The sequence below is a fragment of the Kribbella sp. NPDC051770 genome, from assembly GCF_040681455.1.
Taxonomy (GTDB): domain Bacteria; phylum Actinomycetota; class Actinomycetes; order Propionibacteriales; family Kribbellaceae; genus Kribbella.
Map to the genome: position 1 here is coordinate 208,525 of NZ_JBFAYT010000007.1, position 15,329 is coordinate 223,853.

The following is a 15,329-nucleotide window of genomic DNA, read 5'->3' on the forward strand; positions in this document are numbered from 1 at the left end:
CTGCTGTCGCCGCGTGTGCGAGGCCCGGCTCCTGATCAGTTCGAGAGTGCGGTGACGGCCTCGACGATCACCTCGGCGATCGGCCCGGGCCGCGACACGCTCAGCGCGTGCGACCCGCCCGCGATCTCCCGCGTCACCCGCGCGCCAGCCCGCTCCGCGAAGTACCGGTGCGCGGCGACCGGGATGTTCAGGTCCTGGTCGCTGATCACGAACCACGACGGCGTCGTCCGCCATCCCGGCGAGTCCGTCGGCAGCGGATCGGTCAGCGCCTTCTCTGTCACCGGCCGCTGCGTCGCCGCCATCAACGCCGCCTCCGCCGCCGGTACGTCGGCGCAGAACTGCTGGTGGAACCGGTCGTGCCGGATGTACAGCTCGTTGCCGCCCGTCGCCACCGGGTAACCGGCCAGCGCCTCACCCAGCGTGCTGCCCGGGAACTTCGCCGACAGCTCCAGCGCGCTCTCGCCGTGGTCGGGCGTGAACGCGTCGACGTACACCAGCCCCACCACCGCGTCGTTGCGCGCCGACGCCTCGGTGATCACCATCCCACCGTACGAGTGCCCGACGAGCAGCACCGGCCCACCGATCCCCGCGATCACGTCCCGCACGTACGCCGCGTCCCCGGCCAGGCTGCGCAGCTGATTGCCCGCCGCCACGACCTTCAACCCCTGCTCCAGCAGCCGCGAGACCACCCCGTTCCAGCTGGCCGACTCCGCGAACGCTCCGTGCACCAGCACGACGGTCGGTTTCTCACTCATGACTCTGCTCTCCCCTGACTGGCAATGACTGTCACGAGCTTGGACCGGACAGCACGTCTTCCTGTGACGAGATCCAGCGGATTCTTACCCGCGGCCGGTAGCTGCTGGGCCGGCCGGCGGGAACCCGCCGGGGTTTCTCGTACGTCGTACTCGCCGACAAGACACACGCCCACCGGTCGTCACGGCCGGATCTTGCGGAGGTAGTGATGGTGGAGAGAGTCAGCAGGCGACGGGCCCTGATGCTCGGGGGTGGTGCGCTGGCCGCGATGGTCGGGTCGGCGCAGGGCGCCTCGGCGCGACGGAACAAGCCCGCGGCAGCAGCTTCGGAGTGGGTTCGGTTGCCGGTCGTGACGGCGAACATCGGGCGGAAGAACCTCGGCGCCCGCGAGGCGGCGATCCGGGACGTGCGGAACAACGCCGACCCGGACAACCGGCCGTTCGTCGGCTGGCAGGAGATCCGGGAGGGTGACGAGGGCGAGCCGGCGATGATCTCGCAGTACTTCGGCCCGGCGTACCAGAACGCGTTCCTGTACCACGAGACGGCGTACCGGGTGCCGATCTCGGTGCCGCAGCCCTGGACGGTGGTGAACTCGAACGCGACCTTCGTGCACGGTGGTATCGGCGGGGTCACGCCGCCGCGGTGGATCACCGAGGTGGCCGTCGAGCACGCGGCGCAGCCGGGGCTGAAGTTCGTGCTGATCAACACGCACTACCTGGCCGGCGCCTACAACGGCGAGCAGAACCCGGCGCTGCGCGACGAGTGGGACCTGCACAAGAAGACGCACCGCGAGCGGGTGATGGCGCACCACGAGCGCGGGCACCTGGTGATCTGGACCGCCGACACCAACAACCCGGCGTACGGCCAGGCCACCGGGCAGGACGGCGAGCGGAAGGTGTTTGCCAACGGCATCGACCGGATCGACTGGCTGCCGGGCGACGGATCGGTGCAGCTCGAGCTGACCGGGACGCGGGCGGTGCCGATGAGCGTGGACTCGCACGAGGCGCGGGTCGCGCTGTTCCGGATCCGGAAGGCCTGACCGCAGCACAGCGGGGGCCCGGGAACTTCCGGACCCCCGCTGTGTCGTTGGGTGCTACTTGGCCAGCGTGTAGCGCAGCTGGTCGGAGCGGAGCACGTCGCCGGAGACCTTGACGATCTTCAGCGTGTGGTTCGCGTCCTTCAGACCGGACTGCGTGAAGACCGGCTGCAGGGTGACCCGCTCGTCGCTGCGCAGGTTGACCCGGCGGACCAGCTTGCCGTCGAGGTAGATGTCGGCGTCGCCCTGGTCAGGCGCCTTCGCGGTGATCCAGTCCACCGACGTACCGCGGAAGGTGAAGCTGACCGAGGCGCCGTTGGCGGTGGTGGCGTGGACGTCGTCGCGGTAGTCACCGCGGAAGGTGAAGTCCAGGGCGCTGTCGCCGGTGGCGAGCGTGGCCAGGTACTCCTTCTTCAGCGTGACGTTGCGACCGGCCACCGTGTAGTCCGTGCCCTTGGCAAGGACCTTGCCGCCCTGGGCGATCGAGGCCAGCTCGCTGGAGTCGCGGGCGATCTCCATCGTCACGTCGGCCGGCGCCTTCTTGTCGAAAGCAACGGTATCCGGGTTGAGCAGGCTGACCTGCCGGACGTCGAGCTTGTCGACGAGCATGAACTGTCCCGACTTCTTCACGCCACGGATCGTGTGCGTGCCGTTCGGCAGGTCGGAGATGCTGAACACCTTCTGCTGAGCGCCGCGCCCCTCGGCCTGGTGGGTGTCGACGGTCTGCTTGAGCTCGCCGTCGATGTAGATCTCCACCTCGCCCTGGGACTCGTGGGTCTCGGTGAAGAAGTCGACGCCGGTGCCGACGAAGGTGTGCGAGAACGCGTCGCCGTTCGCCTCGGTGTACTGGACGTCGTCCTGGTAGTCACCCAGACCACGCCCGGTGCTGCGGCTCCACGACCCGGTGTAGTTGATCTGCGGGTCGTCGTTGTTCAGCGTCACCGTGCGGACGCCGGCGTTGTTCTCCTGCGGAGCAGGCGCCGTACCGGTGTCGGTGACCTTGACGGTCAGCGGCTCGGAGACCGCGGCGACCTCCTTGTTGCCGTTGCGCTGCCAGTCGCCGTCGTACTGGGCCCGCAGGTCGTCGTCGTTGACTCGGATCGTCGCCTTCTTCTGCGGCGTCACCTTGAACAGGCGAGCACCGTGCGGCGGCACGACCTGCGCGGTGTACCCCGACTTGAAGGTGCCGAGGTTCTTGCCGGCCCACAGGTCGCGCACGGTGGCGGAGCCGTCCAGGCCGAGGTCGGCGAAGTTCGCGGTCATGTCGGCCTCGGTGGTGCCGAGGTTGAACAGCGCGACGGTGTACGAGCTGTCCGCGTTCAGCGAGTACCAGACCTGGCGGTTGGTCTTGGTCGACACCGGCTGCGCGGGGCGGCCGGCCTGGTTCACCGCGACGACCTCACGGTTGGTCAGCAGGTCGAGCCCGTACTGGTCGAGCTTGGTCATGTCGTTACCGATGTAGAACGGCGCGGCCGAGACCGCCCACAGCGTGGCCGCCGTACGGCGCTCGTCCTTGGTCAGGCCGTCCATCGTGCCGTTGCCGACGTTGAGCGAGTCGAGGTCGTTCCAGCCGCCGGGCCCGCCGTGGCGCCACCAGTCGGCCACCTTCGGGAACAGCCGGGAGATGTTCGGCCAGGCGGTCAGCGCCTCGTTGGTGCAGTAGCACTCGACGTCCCAGTCCAGCCGCCAGCCGTTCGCGACCGACTTCCAGTAGTCGGCGTACCGGATGTCGAGCGCCCAGGACAGCTCGAACCAGATCTTGTGCCGGGCCAGCGCCTTCGACCAGCCGGCCACCTCCTCGCGGGCGTCGAGGGACAGGTCGTTCTTGCCCGAGCCCGGGGTGACGCTGTCGAACTTGAGGAAGTCGATGCCCCAGCTCGCGAACAGGTCCGCGAAGGAGTCGATGTACTTCTGCGCGCACGGGTTGTCCATGTCGAGGCGCCAGCCGAAGCCCCAGTAGTCGCCCTGCTGCTTCGGCTCCTTGGCCAGGTTGCCGGTGGTGCAGCCGGGAGCGCCGTACACCGGCAGGTTGGCCTTCAGCACCGCGTCGGAGATGCCCGGGATGCTGTAGATGCCGACCTTCTGGCCGTTCTTGTGGATGTGGTCGATCACCTCCTGGAACCCGTTCGGGTACAGCGTCTTGGACGGCGTCGGCCGGCCGTACGCGTCGATCCCGTCGTTCCAGGCGGCGTCGATGTTGATGTACTTGTACCCGTACGGCTGCAGCTTCTTGTGCATCGCGTCGGACTGGGCCTTGATCTGGGCCGCGGTGATCCACTTGCCGCCGAGCGGCGAGAAGACCTCCATGCTGTAGCTGCTCCACCCCATGTACGGCTTCGCGGCGACCGCGCCGGCCGGGGCCAGCGGGTCGGCGGCCGGCGGGGTCGCGGGGGTCGTCGTGGTGTCCGCCTTGCCCACGGCGGTGGTCGTGCCCGGGGTGATCGGCGCGGCCGACGAAACGGCCGACGCCCCCACCGGGAGGACGACGGCGACGACGAGCCCCGCGATCAGGCCTCGGATCGCCTTCGGCCGACGGGATCTGGTCATGAGCGGTGACCCTCTCTGTGGTCTTCGGGTGAGCCGTCCGACCGGGGCGGATCGGATAGGATATTGGAACCTTGAAGGCTGCCCGAGACGATGTCAAGACTTTCTGTCGCTCGTTAAGAAATTACTTCCCGGTCGCGCCGTCGATCCGCTCCCGGAGGATGTCGGCGTGGCCGGCGTGGCGGCCGGTCTCCTCGATCAGATGCACGAGCACCCAGCGCCGCGAGGGCTTCGGGCCCTTCTTCGGGGGCCCTTGAGCGGCCTGGTCCAGATCCGTCCATCGGGCGATCACCTCGTTCGCCTGCTCGATGGCTTGTTGGTAGCCGGCCAGCACGCTCTCGACGGTCTCGTCGTCGGTCGGCTTGAACGTCCGCGGCCAGCTCCGGACGGGCTCCCCCAGCAGGTAGAACCGCTCGACGGCGGTCAGATGCTTGACCAGCCCGAGCAGATTCGTGCCCGACTGCACGCCCGGCATCCGGACGTCAGGCTCCGGTACCCCGACCACCTTCCGCGTGATCGCGGCCCGCAGGCCGTCGAGAGCGTCCTGGAGTATGTCCTTCTCCTGTTGTGCCATGCCGACCAGCATCGGCGGCAGCTTGCTGTGTTGCACGAGAAATTGCGGATCTGCAAGCTCAGGAGATGAGCGAGAACGATGTCCTGGACGGTGTGGGCGCGCGGCTGCGGGAGTTGCGGCGAGCTCGGGGAGCCACGCTGGCGGCGCTCTCCAGCGAGACCGGGCTGACCGCGAGCACCCTCTCGCGGCTGGAGACCGGCAAGCTCCGGCCGACGCTCGAGCAGCTCTTGCCGCTCGCTCGCGCGCACGGCGTACCGCTCGACGACCTGGTCGCCGCTCCGCCGACCGGTGACCCGCGGATTCACCTGCGACCGATGCGGCGGTTCGGGCTCACCATCGTGCCGCTGACCCGGCAAGCGGGTGGGGTGCAGGCGTACAAGGTGCTTTATCCGCCGGCCGGTCAGGCGTCGGCGAACAAGCGCCAGACGCATGAGGGTTACGAGTGGTTCTACGTGCTCACCGGACGGGTTCGCTTCGTGCTCGGGGATCAGGAGTACGTGCTCGGGGAGGGAGAGGCGGCGGAGTTCGACACGCGGATTCCGCACTGGATCGGGAGTGCCGGGAAGCGGTCGGCGGAGGTGCTCACGCTGTTCGGCCCACAGGGCGAACGGGCACATGTCTCATCACGCACTTAACTACCCTCGGACGGCCTCGCCCGACTTCTGCCAGTTGTCGTGCAGGCGGTCGAGGTACGACTGAGCTTGGGTCCCCGGCTTGCGGCCGTTGGCGAACAACCGCATGTTGCCCCGCCCGGCGTTGTAGCCGAGGGCAACCAGTTCGTCCTTGGTGAGATCGGTCCGCAGCTTGTCCGGCAGCCCGCGCGCGAGATCGCTCAGGTGCCATGCGGCGGCCTCGATGGCCAGCTCGGGATGATCGGGCAGCTCGTTCCAGGTGCGGCCGCGCATTCGCTTGCCGCGTTGCGTGTCCTCGAACGCGGCCTCGTGCATGTTCGCGATGCCGAGCGCCGGGTTGGAGTCGATCTTCTGCCAGGAGCGTTCGAACTCGGGGTCGTGCGGTTTGTACGACTCGTTGTAGAGAATCGCCATCAGCAGCTGCGGATTCACCTTCGCCGCGGCCGCCGACTTCCGCACCGCGGCGGCGAACTGCGCCGGGTCGTAGTCGACCCACCAGTCCGTTGCCCTGGGCGTCGGTTTCGCACTCGGTTTCGCCGTCGGCGTGGAGGCGGAGGCACTCGGCGGGCCGGCTTTGGAGTCGTCCGCCTCCGGACCGCGCGCAACGCACGCCGCCACGGCGACCGCGCCGACGACGATCAACCACCAGCCCTTGCTCACCACACCTCCCCGCCCGAGTCAGGTCACCAACCCTACCCACCGAGCAGGCACTCCCCCGGAAGGTCGCCCCAGCGCTCCCCGGCAACTCCTCCCCCAGGCCGGCACTCCCCGGCAGGTCGCCCCCGGTCGACCGGCGCCCAGCACCCACCAACCCCGCGCCGCGGCGCCGGATCCGTCGCGCCCCCGCTCAGGCCGGCTGCGGGCGACGGGGTTGGTGGGTGCTGGGCGTCGGTACCTGCAGCACTCAGTAACCTCACGCCGCCCGGCCGAACCGAGCGAGTCCGCGCTCGACCCAGGCCGGGCGGCGCGAGTTACTGAGTGCTGCAGATCCGCTCAGCCCTGCGAGGCGCGCAGCATCTCCTCGCGCGGGACGACCTTGATCCGCTCGCGCCCGGCGGCCTCGCCCAGCGACTGCTCGTGCGCGTCGAGGCGGGTCCAGCCCTCGGCGTCGACGACGGTCGCGCCGCGCGCGGCCAGGTGGGCGACGATCGCGTCCGGGTCGGCGACCTCCGGCCGCGGCAGGTTGTCGAGATCCTCCAGCAGGCACGCGATCGTCTCGGCCGCGTCGGACTTGGTGTGCCCGATCAGCCCAATCGGGCCGCGCTTGATCCAGCCGGTCACGTACAGACCGGGCAGCGGTACGTCGTCGATGTCGAGCACGCGGCCGCGGTCGTTGGTCATCACGCCGGCCTGGTGGTCGAACGGCAGCTCTGGCAGGTGCGACGACAGGTACCCGACGGCGCGGTAGACCGCCTGCACCGGAGTGTCGACGTACTCGCCGGTCCCGCGCACGGTCCCGTCGCCCTGCAGCTCGGTCTTCTCGGTCCGCAGCCCCTCGACCTTCTCGGAGCCGAGCACCTCGACCGGCGCGTGGCACAGGTGGATGTGGATCCGGTGCGCCGCGCCGGTCGGCTCGGCCTCCAGGTACTTGAGCAGGGTGTCGACGACCAGCCGGGTGCCCTTGCTGGCGTTGATCGCCTTCTGGCTGGCCTCGTCGATCTCGAAGCCCTCGGGGTGCACGATCACGTCCACGTTCGGCGAGTGCGACAGCTCGCGCAGCTCCATCGGCGTGAACTTGATCTGCGCCGGACCGCGGCGCGCGAACACGTGCACGTCGGTCGCCTGGTTCGCCTTCAGCCCCTGGTAGACGTTCTCGGCGATCTCGGTGGTGAGCTGCTCGTCGGCCGGCTTGGCCAGCATCCGGGCGACGTCGAGCGCGACGTTCCCGGCGCCGATCACGGCGACGTGCTTGGCCTCGAGCGGCCACTCCCGCGGTACGTCGGGGTGCCCGGCGTACCAGCTGACGAAGTCGGCGGCGCCGTGGCTGCCCGGGAGGTCGATGCCGGGGATGGCCAGCTCGCGGTCGGCCATCGCGCCGGTCGAGAAGATCACCGCGTCGTAGTACCGGCGCAGGTCGTCGAGCTTGAGGTCGACACCGAACTCGACGTTGCCGAAGAACCGGATCCGGTCCCGGCCGACGACCCGGTGCAGCGCCTTGATGATCTCCTTGATCCGCGGGTGGTCCGGCGCGACGCCGTACCGGACCAGGCCGAACGGCGCGGGCAGCCGCTCGATCAGGTCGACGTGAGCTCCCTCGTACTCCTTGGTCAGAATGTCGGCGGCGTAAATGCCGGCCGGCCCAGCACCGACAACGGCGACTCGGAGCTCTCGCACGATCTCCCCAGACAATAGGTAAGGCTAACCTAAGCAACTTTACCGGTTCGGGGATCCGATCCCAACTTTCGAGACCCACTTCACACGGCCTCGACCCGGCCCGGAAATCATCTCCGGGATCGGCGGGCGGTCCGGCCGCTGCCCGTCCTGCGAGACAGGTCGGCGCTCGCCCTTTCGCCTTCTATACTGCGGGATCCGGACAAGGGGAGGCACTGGGGATGAGCGAGCAGCAGGCAGTCGAGCAGGCCGTCGACGCGACCTTCGGCACCGACGTACGGCGTACAGTCACCGTGCACTCCTCGGGCGCCGTCTCGATCGTCGTCCGGGGCGCCCGCGTCGTCGTCATCGACGGTACGGCGAACGGTGACGAGTGGGGTTTCTCGATCGACCCCGACGACGCTGCGGCCTTCGCCGGGCACACCGAGACCGCGCCGACCCTCGACGCGGCGCTGCGCGCGGCCCACGCCGCCGTCGCCGGCTGACCTCGCGGTGGCCGACGAACCACGCCTGAGCCTGCCCGACCGGCTCCGGCTGCTCTACGAACGGCTGAGCGCGCTGCCGCCGGCGAAGACCGCCGACGAGGCGTTCCGGCAACTCGCCGAGACCCTCGACCAGGTCGAGGACGAGCACAGCGGCGTCGAGCGCAACCCCAACCCCGGGCTGAAGTTCGACGGCCGGATGTACCCGCCGCGCGAGGACTTCACCGAGCGACTGCCGGACGGCGGCCTGCGGGCGACCACCAAGGGCAACCTGATCGAGATCTCGCCCGGCGGGACCACCGACATCTACAGCCGCCACACCAACAACCTGGTCTTCCGGCGCCCCGGCGCGGACGCCCAACTCGACCCCGAGCTCCAGAAGCTCCGCGAGCTGAACGCCACCAACCACGTCACCGGCTCCCGCGCCGCTTCACCAAGCACAGCCACTCCCGCGGTGCAGCAGCCACCACGCGAGGACCGCACGCCGGAGCGCTAGGCCCGCTGGAGTGCAGCCAGTATGGCGGCAGCGCGGCGTACGGCGGACTGGCGGCCGGCCTGATCATCGGCGTGACCACCTGAACTGTCGGCGCGACCGCCTGAACTGTCGGCGCGACCACCTAGATTCACGACCATGATCGAAGTCCGCGAAGCCACCCCGGCCGACGCCACCGCCGTCGGCGAGATCCACGCCGCGTCCTGGGCCGCCGCCTACGCGCCCTTCTTCGACCCGGCCTTCGCCACCGCCCAGATCAAAAGCCGCCGCACCCGCTGGCACGACCGCCTGATCAATCCCGACGGCACCATCCTGATCGCTCTCCTCGACGGCCGCCCGCTCGCGATGGCCTGGCTCGAGGAGTCCGAGATCCTCAGCTTCTACGCCCACCCCGACGGCTGGGGCACCGGCCTCGCCGCCGCCCTGATGACCGGCACCCTCGAAACCCTCCGCACCCAAGGCTTCGACCGGGTCCATCTCTGGACCCTCCGCGACACCCCACAGTCCCGCCGCTTCTACACAAAATCCGGCTTCACCGAGACCGGCCGCACCCAGCCCCGGGACTTCGGCAACGGCACCCCACTCGAACAGGTCGAGTACGAGCGCAGCCTGCTAGTTGCCTAGAGCATCCAAGTAGGCCTTGCCGCGGGGGCTGAGCTCGTAGCCGACCTCCAGGCTGTGGGTGAGGCCCAGGTTCTTCAGTTTGCGGACGTCGATCTTGAAGCCGGGGGTGTCCCGGTCCAGGCTCGCCGCGAGGTCGCCCGCGCGGGTGGCGGGGGTGTCGCGGATGAGGTGGAGGGTGGCGGTGGTCCAGGCGCCGTGGCGGCTGAGCTCGTCGAGGTGGGCGAGCTTGGTGGTGAGCTCCTCGACGTCCGCGGGGGTGAGGTCGGTGGAGTTGGCGAGCTCCTCGCGGGGGTCGGGGCCCTCGACCAGGTGGAAGCGGATCAGCCAGGTGGGCAGGGTTTCGTCGCCGCGGAGGCGGCGGCGGGCGTCCCGGGCGTTCATCCGGCCGGCCAGGTGCAGCATCTCGTCGTAGTCGGAGATCAGGTCGGGGTTGACCTTCTTGATGCTGTCGATCTCGATCCGGCCCGCGTTGGTGCGGTAGACGCGGCCCTCGATCACCCGCGGTTCGGCCCAGCGCCGGTACGCCGCGGTGATGCGGCCCTCGGCGACGCCCTCGGTGTCGGATCCGGCGAACAGCATCAGGCCTCCAGTGCTTTGGCGACCAGCGGCGCCAGGGCGCGCAGCGACTTGCCCCGGTGGCTGATCGCGTCCTTCTCCTCGATCGACAGCTCCGCCGTCGTCCGGTCGTAGCCCTCGGGGACGAACAGCACGTCGTACCCGAAACCGCCGGTGCCGCGCAGCTCGCGGATCACCGAGCCCGGCATCTCCGCGCGCAGCACCTCCTCGGCGCCGCTGGGCTGCACGAACGCGACGGCCGCCACGAACTGCGCGCTGCGGCGCTCGTCCGGGACGTCCTCGAGCTGCCCGAGCAGCAGCACGTTGTTCGCGTGGTTGTCCTTGGCCGGCCCCGACCAGCGCGCCGACAGCACCCCGGGCATCCCGTTCAGCGCGTCGACGCAGATCCCGCTGTCGTCGGCGATCGACGGCAGCCCGGTCGCGGCCACCGCGGCCCGCGCCTTCAGCAGCGCGTTGCCCTCGAAGGTCGGCTCGGTCTCCGCCGGTTCGTCGTACGCCGGTACGTCGGCCAGCCCGAGCACCTCGATCCCGGGCACGATCGGCGCCAGGATCCGGCGCAGCTCGGCGAGCTTCTTCGCGTTGTTCGAGGCGAGCAGCACCTTGCTCATGCCAGCGCCTCCAGCTGCAGCTTGGTCAGCTCCTCGCAGCCCGCCGTACCGAGCGAGAGCAGCGCGTCCAGCTCGGCGCGGTCGAACGGCGCACCCTCGGCGGTGCCCTGCACCTCGATGAACTTGCCGTCGCCGGTCAGCACCAGGTTCATGTCGGTCTCGGCGCGCACGTCCTCCTCGTAGCAGAGGTCGAGCATCGGGGCGCCGTCGATGATCCCGACCGACACCGCGGACACCGAGCCGGTCAGCGGCTCGCCCTTGAGCGCCTTGCGGTCGCGCAGGTACGACACGGCGTCGGCGAGCGCGACGTACGCACCGGTGATCGCCGCGGTCCGCGTGCCGCCGTCAGCCTGCAGCACGTCGCAGTCGAGCAGGATCGTGTTCTCGCCGAGCGCCTTGTAGTCGACGACCGCGCGCAGCGAGCGCCCAATCAGCCGGGAGATCTCGTGCGTCCGGCCGCCGATCCGGCCCTTCACCGACTCGCGGTCCGAGCGGGTGTTGGTCGAGCGCGGCAGCATCGCGTACTCCGCGCTGACCCAGCCCAGGCCGGAGCCCTTGCGCCAGCGCGGAACCCCCTCGGTGACCGACGCCGCGCAGAGCACCCGGGTCCGGCCGAACTCGACCAGCACCGATCCCTCGGCGTGGTCGAGCCATTTCCGGGTCAGCGTCACCGGGCGGAGCTGGTCAGGGGTACGTCCATCGCTACGAGCCATGCCCAAAACCTTATGCCCGGAGGCGCTGCACCCCCGCATCGGCAGGCGGACGGAACTGTCCGAGGACCATCCGCGCGGCCCACGGCGTCAGGTCGCCCGCCCGTCGACCGAGCCACGGAACGCCTTCGCGAACCATCCAGACCGCGTCCGCCCACCGGCTCGGCGGCTCCCCGGCACAGGACAGATCAGGCGGTACGTCGATCCGTACGCCGCGCGCATGCAGCTCGTCGGCGAACGCCCGCGCGAGGCGCCGGTGGCCGCGCTCCCCCGGGTGCAAGCGGTCGACGGACCAGAAGTCGCGGCGGTACACCTCGGGGTAGTCGGCCATGTCGAGCCGCACCCCGCCGTACTGGAGGAACAGGTCGTCGTACACCGCGTTGACCTGCTCGATGCGCTGCCAGAGCGGTCGCCGCAACCAGGCAGGCAGGCCGAACACCTGTCCGTGGTCGTGGAACCGGACGGTGAGGAGCAGCGCGCCGCGCTCGGTGAGCTGCGCCGCGCACTGGTGCAGGCAGTCGCGGATCTGGCCGGCGTCGAACGTCGAGCGCAGCGTGTCGTTGACGCCGACGATCAGCGAGGCCAGGTCGATCGGGCCGTCGCCGGTCTCGGGCAACTGGTCGGCGGTGACCTGGGGAACGGTCGCACCGCTGGTCGCGTAGTTGGAGAACGTCACACGGTGGGAGCTGCCCAGGGAGTCGGCGAGCAGCGAGGCCCAGCCCCGCCACCCCTCGCCCGGGCGCGCTCCGGCACCGGAAAGGTCGGTCGTGCTGCCGTTCAGCGGGTCCCCGACACCCACGGTGGTCGAGTCGCCGAGTGCCACGTAGTGGAGGCTCACGTTCCGTCATGGTGACGACACCGAACGGGTGCTGGGTGATGGCCAGATGGCCGGTCGGGCAACACGGCGGGAGCAAACAGGTGTTGAGGACCGCAAGTGTTCGGACATAGGCTCTTACAAACAACTACGTGCAGGAGTAGTGAACGATGACTGATCTACGGTTCGGTGTGGTCGGACTCGGCGCGCGCAGCAGCCTGGCCCGGCACGCGCACAGACCGGGCGAGGGCGCCGAGATCGTGGCCGTCTGCGACCCGGTCGAGAAGCAGCGGCAGGCCGCGCTGACCACCTACCCCGACGCGACGGCGTACGGCGACCACCACGAACTGCTCGACCTGAAGCTCGACGGTGTGTTCCTGACCACCCCGGACGACCTGCACGAGGACCCGGCGATCGACTTCCTCCGGGCCGGCGTCGCGGTCTTCGTCGAGAAGCCGCTGGCGATCACCACCGACGGCTGCGACCGGGTGCTGCAGGCGGCGTACGAGAGCGGGACGCGGCTGTACGTCGGCCACAACATGCGGCACATGCCGGTCGTCCAGACCATGCGTGAGCTGATCCAGTCGGGCGCGATCGGCGAGGTGAAGGCGATCTGGTGCCGGCACTTCGTCGGCCACGGTGGCGACTTCTACTTCAAGGACTGGCACGCCGACCGGCGCCGGTCGACCAGCCTCCTGCTGCAGAAGGGGGCCCACGACATCGACGTGATGCACTGGCTGGCCGGCGGCTACACCACGCACGCGACCGCGCTCGGCGGGCTCGTCCTGTACGGCGGGATCGAGGACCGGCAGGACCGCTCCGACCAGCGCTTCGGCGAGTTCGTGTCGAACGACAACTGGCCGCCGCTGGAGCAGAAGGGCCTGGCGCCGGTGATGGACGTCGAGGACCTGTCGATGGCGAACTTCCAGCTCGACAACGGGGTGTTCCTGAGCTACCAGCAGTGCCACTTCACCCCGGACTACTGGCGCAACTACACGGTGATCGGCACCCACGGGCGGCTCGAGAACTTCGGCGACACGTCCGGGAGCGTCGTGAAGGTGTGGAACAGCGGGCGGTCGGGGTATCGGTCGGACGCCGATCAGGTGGTCGAGGTCGCCTCCGAGGACGAAGGCCACGGTGGCGCGGACCCGAAGCTGGTCGACGAGTTCGTGCGGTTCGTCCGTGACGGTGGTGCGACGCTGACCTCGCCGATCGCTGCCCGGGCTGCTGTTGCCGCCGGGTTCGCGGCGACGACGTCGCTGCGGTCGAACGGGACGCCGATCGACATCCCGGCGCTGGATGCGGATCTGGTCAAGTACTTCGACGGTGGTCAGGCTCGCTGAGGATTCCGTTCAGCAGCAGGCGAAACTCCTCCGGCCGCTCGCGCCACGGCGAGTGGCCGGCGCCTTCGACCAGGTGAAAACGCACGGTCGGCGCGAGCGCGCCGGCGCGCGACGGCGGGTCGACGCGCGACGGCGGGTCGGCGCGCGACGGCAGGTCGGCGCGGCCGGTCGCGTTCGCCAGTTCCCGTACGGCGCTCGCCGGGCGCGGGTCGCCCTCGCCGTGGATGAAGTCGACCGGCATGGTCAGCGCCGCGGCCTGCTGGAGCAGGCGGTCGTCGCCCCACGCGCGGTTGTCGGCCGACAGCGCGCGGTTGGCGGCGAAGTTGATCGGGTGCGGGACGTCCGCATCCTCCAGCGCCCAGGCCCAGGCGCGCTCGCGGTCGGCGTGGTCGGTGAACCACGAGAGCGCCCGGAACTCGCGCTCCTCATCGGGGTTGCGGTCGCGCCGATTCCCCAGTGATTCAAGGCGATCGGCCTGTACGTCGGTCATCCGGCGCCGCGCCTCGGCCTGGGACGGCGTGCGCCAGTCGCCTACGCCGACGCCGCTGAGATAGATCAGGTGCGCGACCCTGGCCGGATGGGCGGCGGCGTACCTGAGCGCCAGTGTCGCGCCGAACGAGTGGCCGAGGACAACGATCCGCTCGTGCCCCCAGTGCGCCCGGAGCTCCTCGAGATCGGCGACCGTGCGCGCGATCGTCTGCTCGTCCGACGGGTCCGACCCGCCGCAGCCGCGCTGGTCGTACCGGTGCACGACGCGGTCGTCGATCAACGCCGCGACCGGCTCCAAGTAGTCCCACAGCCCCGGCCCACCGTGCAAAAGCAACACCGGCGCCCGACTGTCCGACGCCCCAACCTGCGGCGCCGCGCTCCCCGTCGCCGCGCTGCCCGGCGTACCGGATGTCCAGGTCTGCAAGCGAATGCCGTCGGCGAGCTCGACCAGCATCAGATCTCGTACACCGCACCCGGCGTCGCCGTCAGCACCTCACCGGGGAACGTCCGCCGCGCGTTCTCCGTCTGCGTCACCCGGTCGTACCACGGCGGCACGTGGGTGATCACCAACCGCTTGGCACCGGCCCGCTTCGCCTGCTCGCCCGCGTCCGCCGGCGTCAGATGCAGATCCCCCGGGTTGTCCGGATTGTTGTCCTGCAGCGCCGCCTCGGACAACAACAGATCAGTCCCCCGCGCCAGCTCGACCAGGCCCTCGTTCGGCCCGGTGTCGCCGGTGTAGGTGAGCGACTTGTTGCCGTACTCAACCCGGATCGCGTACGCCGGCACCGGGTGCACCATCGGCGCGGTCAGCACCGTGAAGGGCCCGATCTGCTGGGATTCCTGCCAGGCGTGGAAGTCCATCTGCTCCTCCATCCCCGGATCGAGCGGCAGGTCGTACGCGAGCGCCATCCGCTCCGCCGCGCCCTCCGGCCCGTAGACGGGGATCCGCGGGATCGGTGCGCACGGCGAGTACTTCGTCGCGACGTACAGGCCGCACAGATCCATGCAGTGATCGGGATGCAGGTGCGACAAGGCGATCGCGCCGATCTCCGGCACGCTGATCTCCCGCTGCAGCGCACCGAGCGCCCCGCTGCCGAGATCGAGCACCAGGTGGAACCCGTCCGCCGTGACCAGGTAGCTCGACGCAGGCGAGTCCGGCCCAGGCACAGACCCGGAGCAGCCGAGCACGGTGAGCTTCATACCTTGAACATTACCGGCGAGTTCCCGACTCTGCAGACAACGCCGGGACGTCGCAGAACAGCCGCCAGGCGTGGATTACGCACGAAACCGGTGCCATCGACAACATCAGCTGCGACCTGG

The 15,329-nt window shown here is 69.8% G+C and carries 17 protein-coding genes; 6 read left to right on the forward strand and 11 right to left on the reverse strand.

What is annotated here, in order from left to right; genetic code table 11:
* Positions 1–35: 35 nt before the first annotated feature.
* Positions 36–755, reverse strand: a complete 720-nt coding sequence (locus AB0M01_RS23785; RefSeq protein WP_363672949.1) for an alpha/beta hydrolase — start codon at positions 753–755, stop codon at positions 36–38.
* Between the two features lie 206 nt (positions 756–961).
* On the opposite strand from AB0M01_RS23785, the gene AB0M01_RS23790 reads away from it, so the two are divergent.
* A complete protein-coding gene (locus tag AB0M01_RS23790) occupies positions 962–1,792 on the forward strand; it encodes a hypothetical protein (RefSeq protein WP_363672951.1) in 831 nt (276 codons plus the stop codon).
* Positions 1,793–1,846: 54 nt separating this feature from the next.
* Here the strand turns inward: AB0M01_RS23790 and AB0M01_RS23795 are convergent, their stop codons facing one another.
* Both AB0M01_RS23795 and AB0M01_RS23800 read right to left on the reverse strand, forming a co-directional pair.
* On the reverse strand, positions 1,847–4,336 hold the full coding sequence (locus AB0M01_RS23795; protein WP_363672953.1) for a X2-like carbohydrate binding domain-containing protein: 2,490 nt from the start codon (positions 4,334–4,336) through the stop codon (positions 1,847–1,849).
* A gap of 121 nt (positions 4,337–4,457) precedes the next feature.
* A complete protein-coding gene (locus AB0M01_RS23800; RefSeq protein ID WP_363672955.1) occupies positions 4,458–4,907 on the reverse strand; it encodes a DinB family protein in 450 nt (149 codons plus the stop codon).
* 65 nt (positions 4,908–4,972) lie between these two features.
* Here AB0M01_RS23800 and AB0M01_RS23805 point away from each other — a divergent pair, with 65 nt between their 5' ends.
* On the forward strand, positions 4,973–5,542 hold the full coding sequence (locus tag AB0M01_RS23805) for an XRE family transcriptional regulator (protein ID WP_363672957.1): 570 nt from the start codon (positions 4,973–4,975) through the stop codon (positions 5,540–5,542).
* Here the strand turns inward: AB0M01_RS23805 and AB0M01_RS23810 are convergent, their stop codons facing one another.
* Both AB0M01_RS23810 and AB0M01_RS23815 read right to left on the reverse strand, forming a co-directional pair.
* Entirely contained in the window at positions 5,543–6,199 is a 657-nt protein-coding gene (locus AB0M01_RS23810; protein WP_363672959.1) for a transglycosylase SLT domain-containing protein, read from the reverse strand.
* 333 nt (positions 6,200–6,532) lie between these two features.
* Complete coding sequence (locus AB0M01_RS23815) at positions 6,533–7,873, reverse strand: FAD-dependent oxidoreductase (protein ID WP_363672961.1); 1,341 nt, start codon at positions 7,871–7,873, stop codon at positions 6,533–6,535.
* Between the two features lie 218 nt (positions 7,874–8,091).
* On the opposite strand from AB0M01_RS23815, the gene AB0M01_RS23820 reads away from it, so the two are divergent.
* The 3 genes from AB0M01_RS23820 (at position 8,092) to AB0M01_RS23830 (ending at position 9,469) form a co-directional block, all read left to right on the forward strand.
* On the forward strand, positions 8,092–8,355 hold the full coding sequence (locus tag AB0M01_RS23820) for a hypothetical protein (protein WP_363672963.1): 264 nt from the start codon (positions 8,092–8,094) through the stop codon (positions 8,353–8,355).
* A gap of 7 nt (positions 8,356–8,362) precedes the next feature.
* Positions 8,363–8,848: a hypothetical protein gene (locus AB0M01_RS23825; RefSeq protein ID WP_363672965.1), complete on the forward strand. Its 486-nt coding sequence runs from the start codon at positions 8,363–8,365 to the stop codon at positions 8,846–8,848.
* A gap of 135 nt (positions 8,849–8,983) precedes the next feature.
* The gene (locus tag AB0M01_RS23830; protein ID WP_363672968.1) at positions 8,984–9,469 is read left to right on the forward strand and encodes a GNAT family N-acetyltransferase; all 486 of its coding nucleotides are present in this window, start codon (positions 8,984–8,986) and stop codon (positions 9,467–9,469) included.
* Here AB0M01_RS23830 and AB0M01_RS23835 read toward each other — a convergent pair.
* The 4 genes from AB0M01_RS23835 to AB0M01_RS23850 are packed head-to-tail and all read right to left on the reverse strand — an operon-like array spanning position 9,458 to position 12,201.
* Positions 9,458–10,048, reverse strand: a complete 591-nt coding sequence (locus tag AB0M01_RS23835) for a hypothetical protein (RefSeq protein WP_363672970.1) — start codon at positions 10,046–10,048, stop codon at positions 9,458–9,460. The two genes, AB0M01_RS23830 and AB0M01_RS23835, sit on opposite strands and share 12 nt — an antisense overlap.
* Complete coding sequence (gene rdgB / locus AB0M01_RS23840; RefSeq protein WP_363672972.1) at positions 10,048–10,653, reverse strand: RdgB/HAM1 family non-canonical purine NTP pyrophosphatase; 606 nt, start codon at positions 10,651–10,653, stop codon at positions 10,048–10,050. Before rdgB ends, AB0M01_RS23835 begins: the two co-directional genes overlap by 1 nt.
* The gene (gene rph / locus AB0M01_RS23845; protein ID WP_344174244.1) at positions 10,650–11,366 is read right to left on the reverse strand and encodes a ribonuclease PH; all 717 of its coding nucleotides are present in this window, start codon (positions 11,364–11,366) and stop codon (positions 10,650–10,652) included. The genes rdgB and rph overlap by 4 nt, the downstream gene beginning before the upstream one ends.
* Before the next feature lie 10 nt (positions 11,367–11,376).
* Positions 11,377–12,201 carry an SGNH/GDSL hydrolase family protein gene (locus AB0M01_RS23850; RefSeq protein WP_363672975.1) on the reverse strand — a complete coding sequence of 275 codons (825 nt, stop codon included), beginning with the start codon at positions 12,199–12,201 and terminating at the stop codon, positions 11,377–11,379.
* Between the two features lie 146 nt (positions 12,202–12,347).
* Here AB0M01_RS23850 and AB0M01_RS23855 point away from each other — a divergent pair, with 146 nt between their 5' ends.
* Complete coding sequence (locus AB0M01_RS23855; protein ID WP_363672977.1) at positions 12,348–13,520, forward strand: Gfo/Idh/MocA family oxidoreductase; 1,173 nt, start codon at positions 12,348–12,350, stop codon at positions 13,518–13,520.
* On the opposite strand, the gene AB0M01_RS23860 is transcribed toward AB0M01_RS23855, so the two are convergent.
* The gene (locus AB0M01_RS23860) at positions 13,489–14,463 is read right to left on the reverse strand and encodes an alpha/beta hydrolase (RefSeq protein ID WP_363672979.1); all 975 of its coding nucleotides are present in this window, start codon (positions 14,461–14,463) and stop codon (positions 13,489–13,491) included. The genes AB0M01_RS23855 and AB0M01_RS23860 overlap by 32 nt on opposite strands.
* Positions 14,463–15,209 carry an MBL fold metallo-hydrolase gene (locus tag AB0M01_RS23865; RefSeq protein WP_363672981.1) on the reverse strand — a complete coding sequence of 249 codons (747 nt, stop codon included), beginning with the start codon at positions 15,207–15,209 and terminating at the stop codon, positions 14,463–14,465. Before AB0M01_RS23865 ends, AB0M01_RS23860 begins: the two co-directional genes overlap by 1 nt.
* Positions 15,210–15,329: the final 120 nt, after the last annotated feature.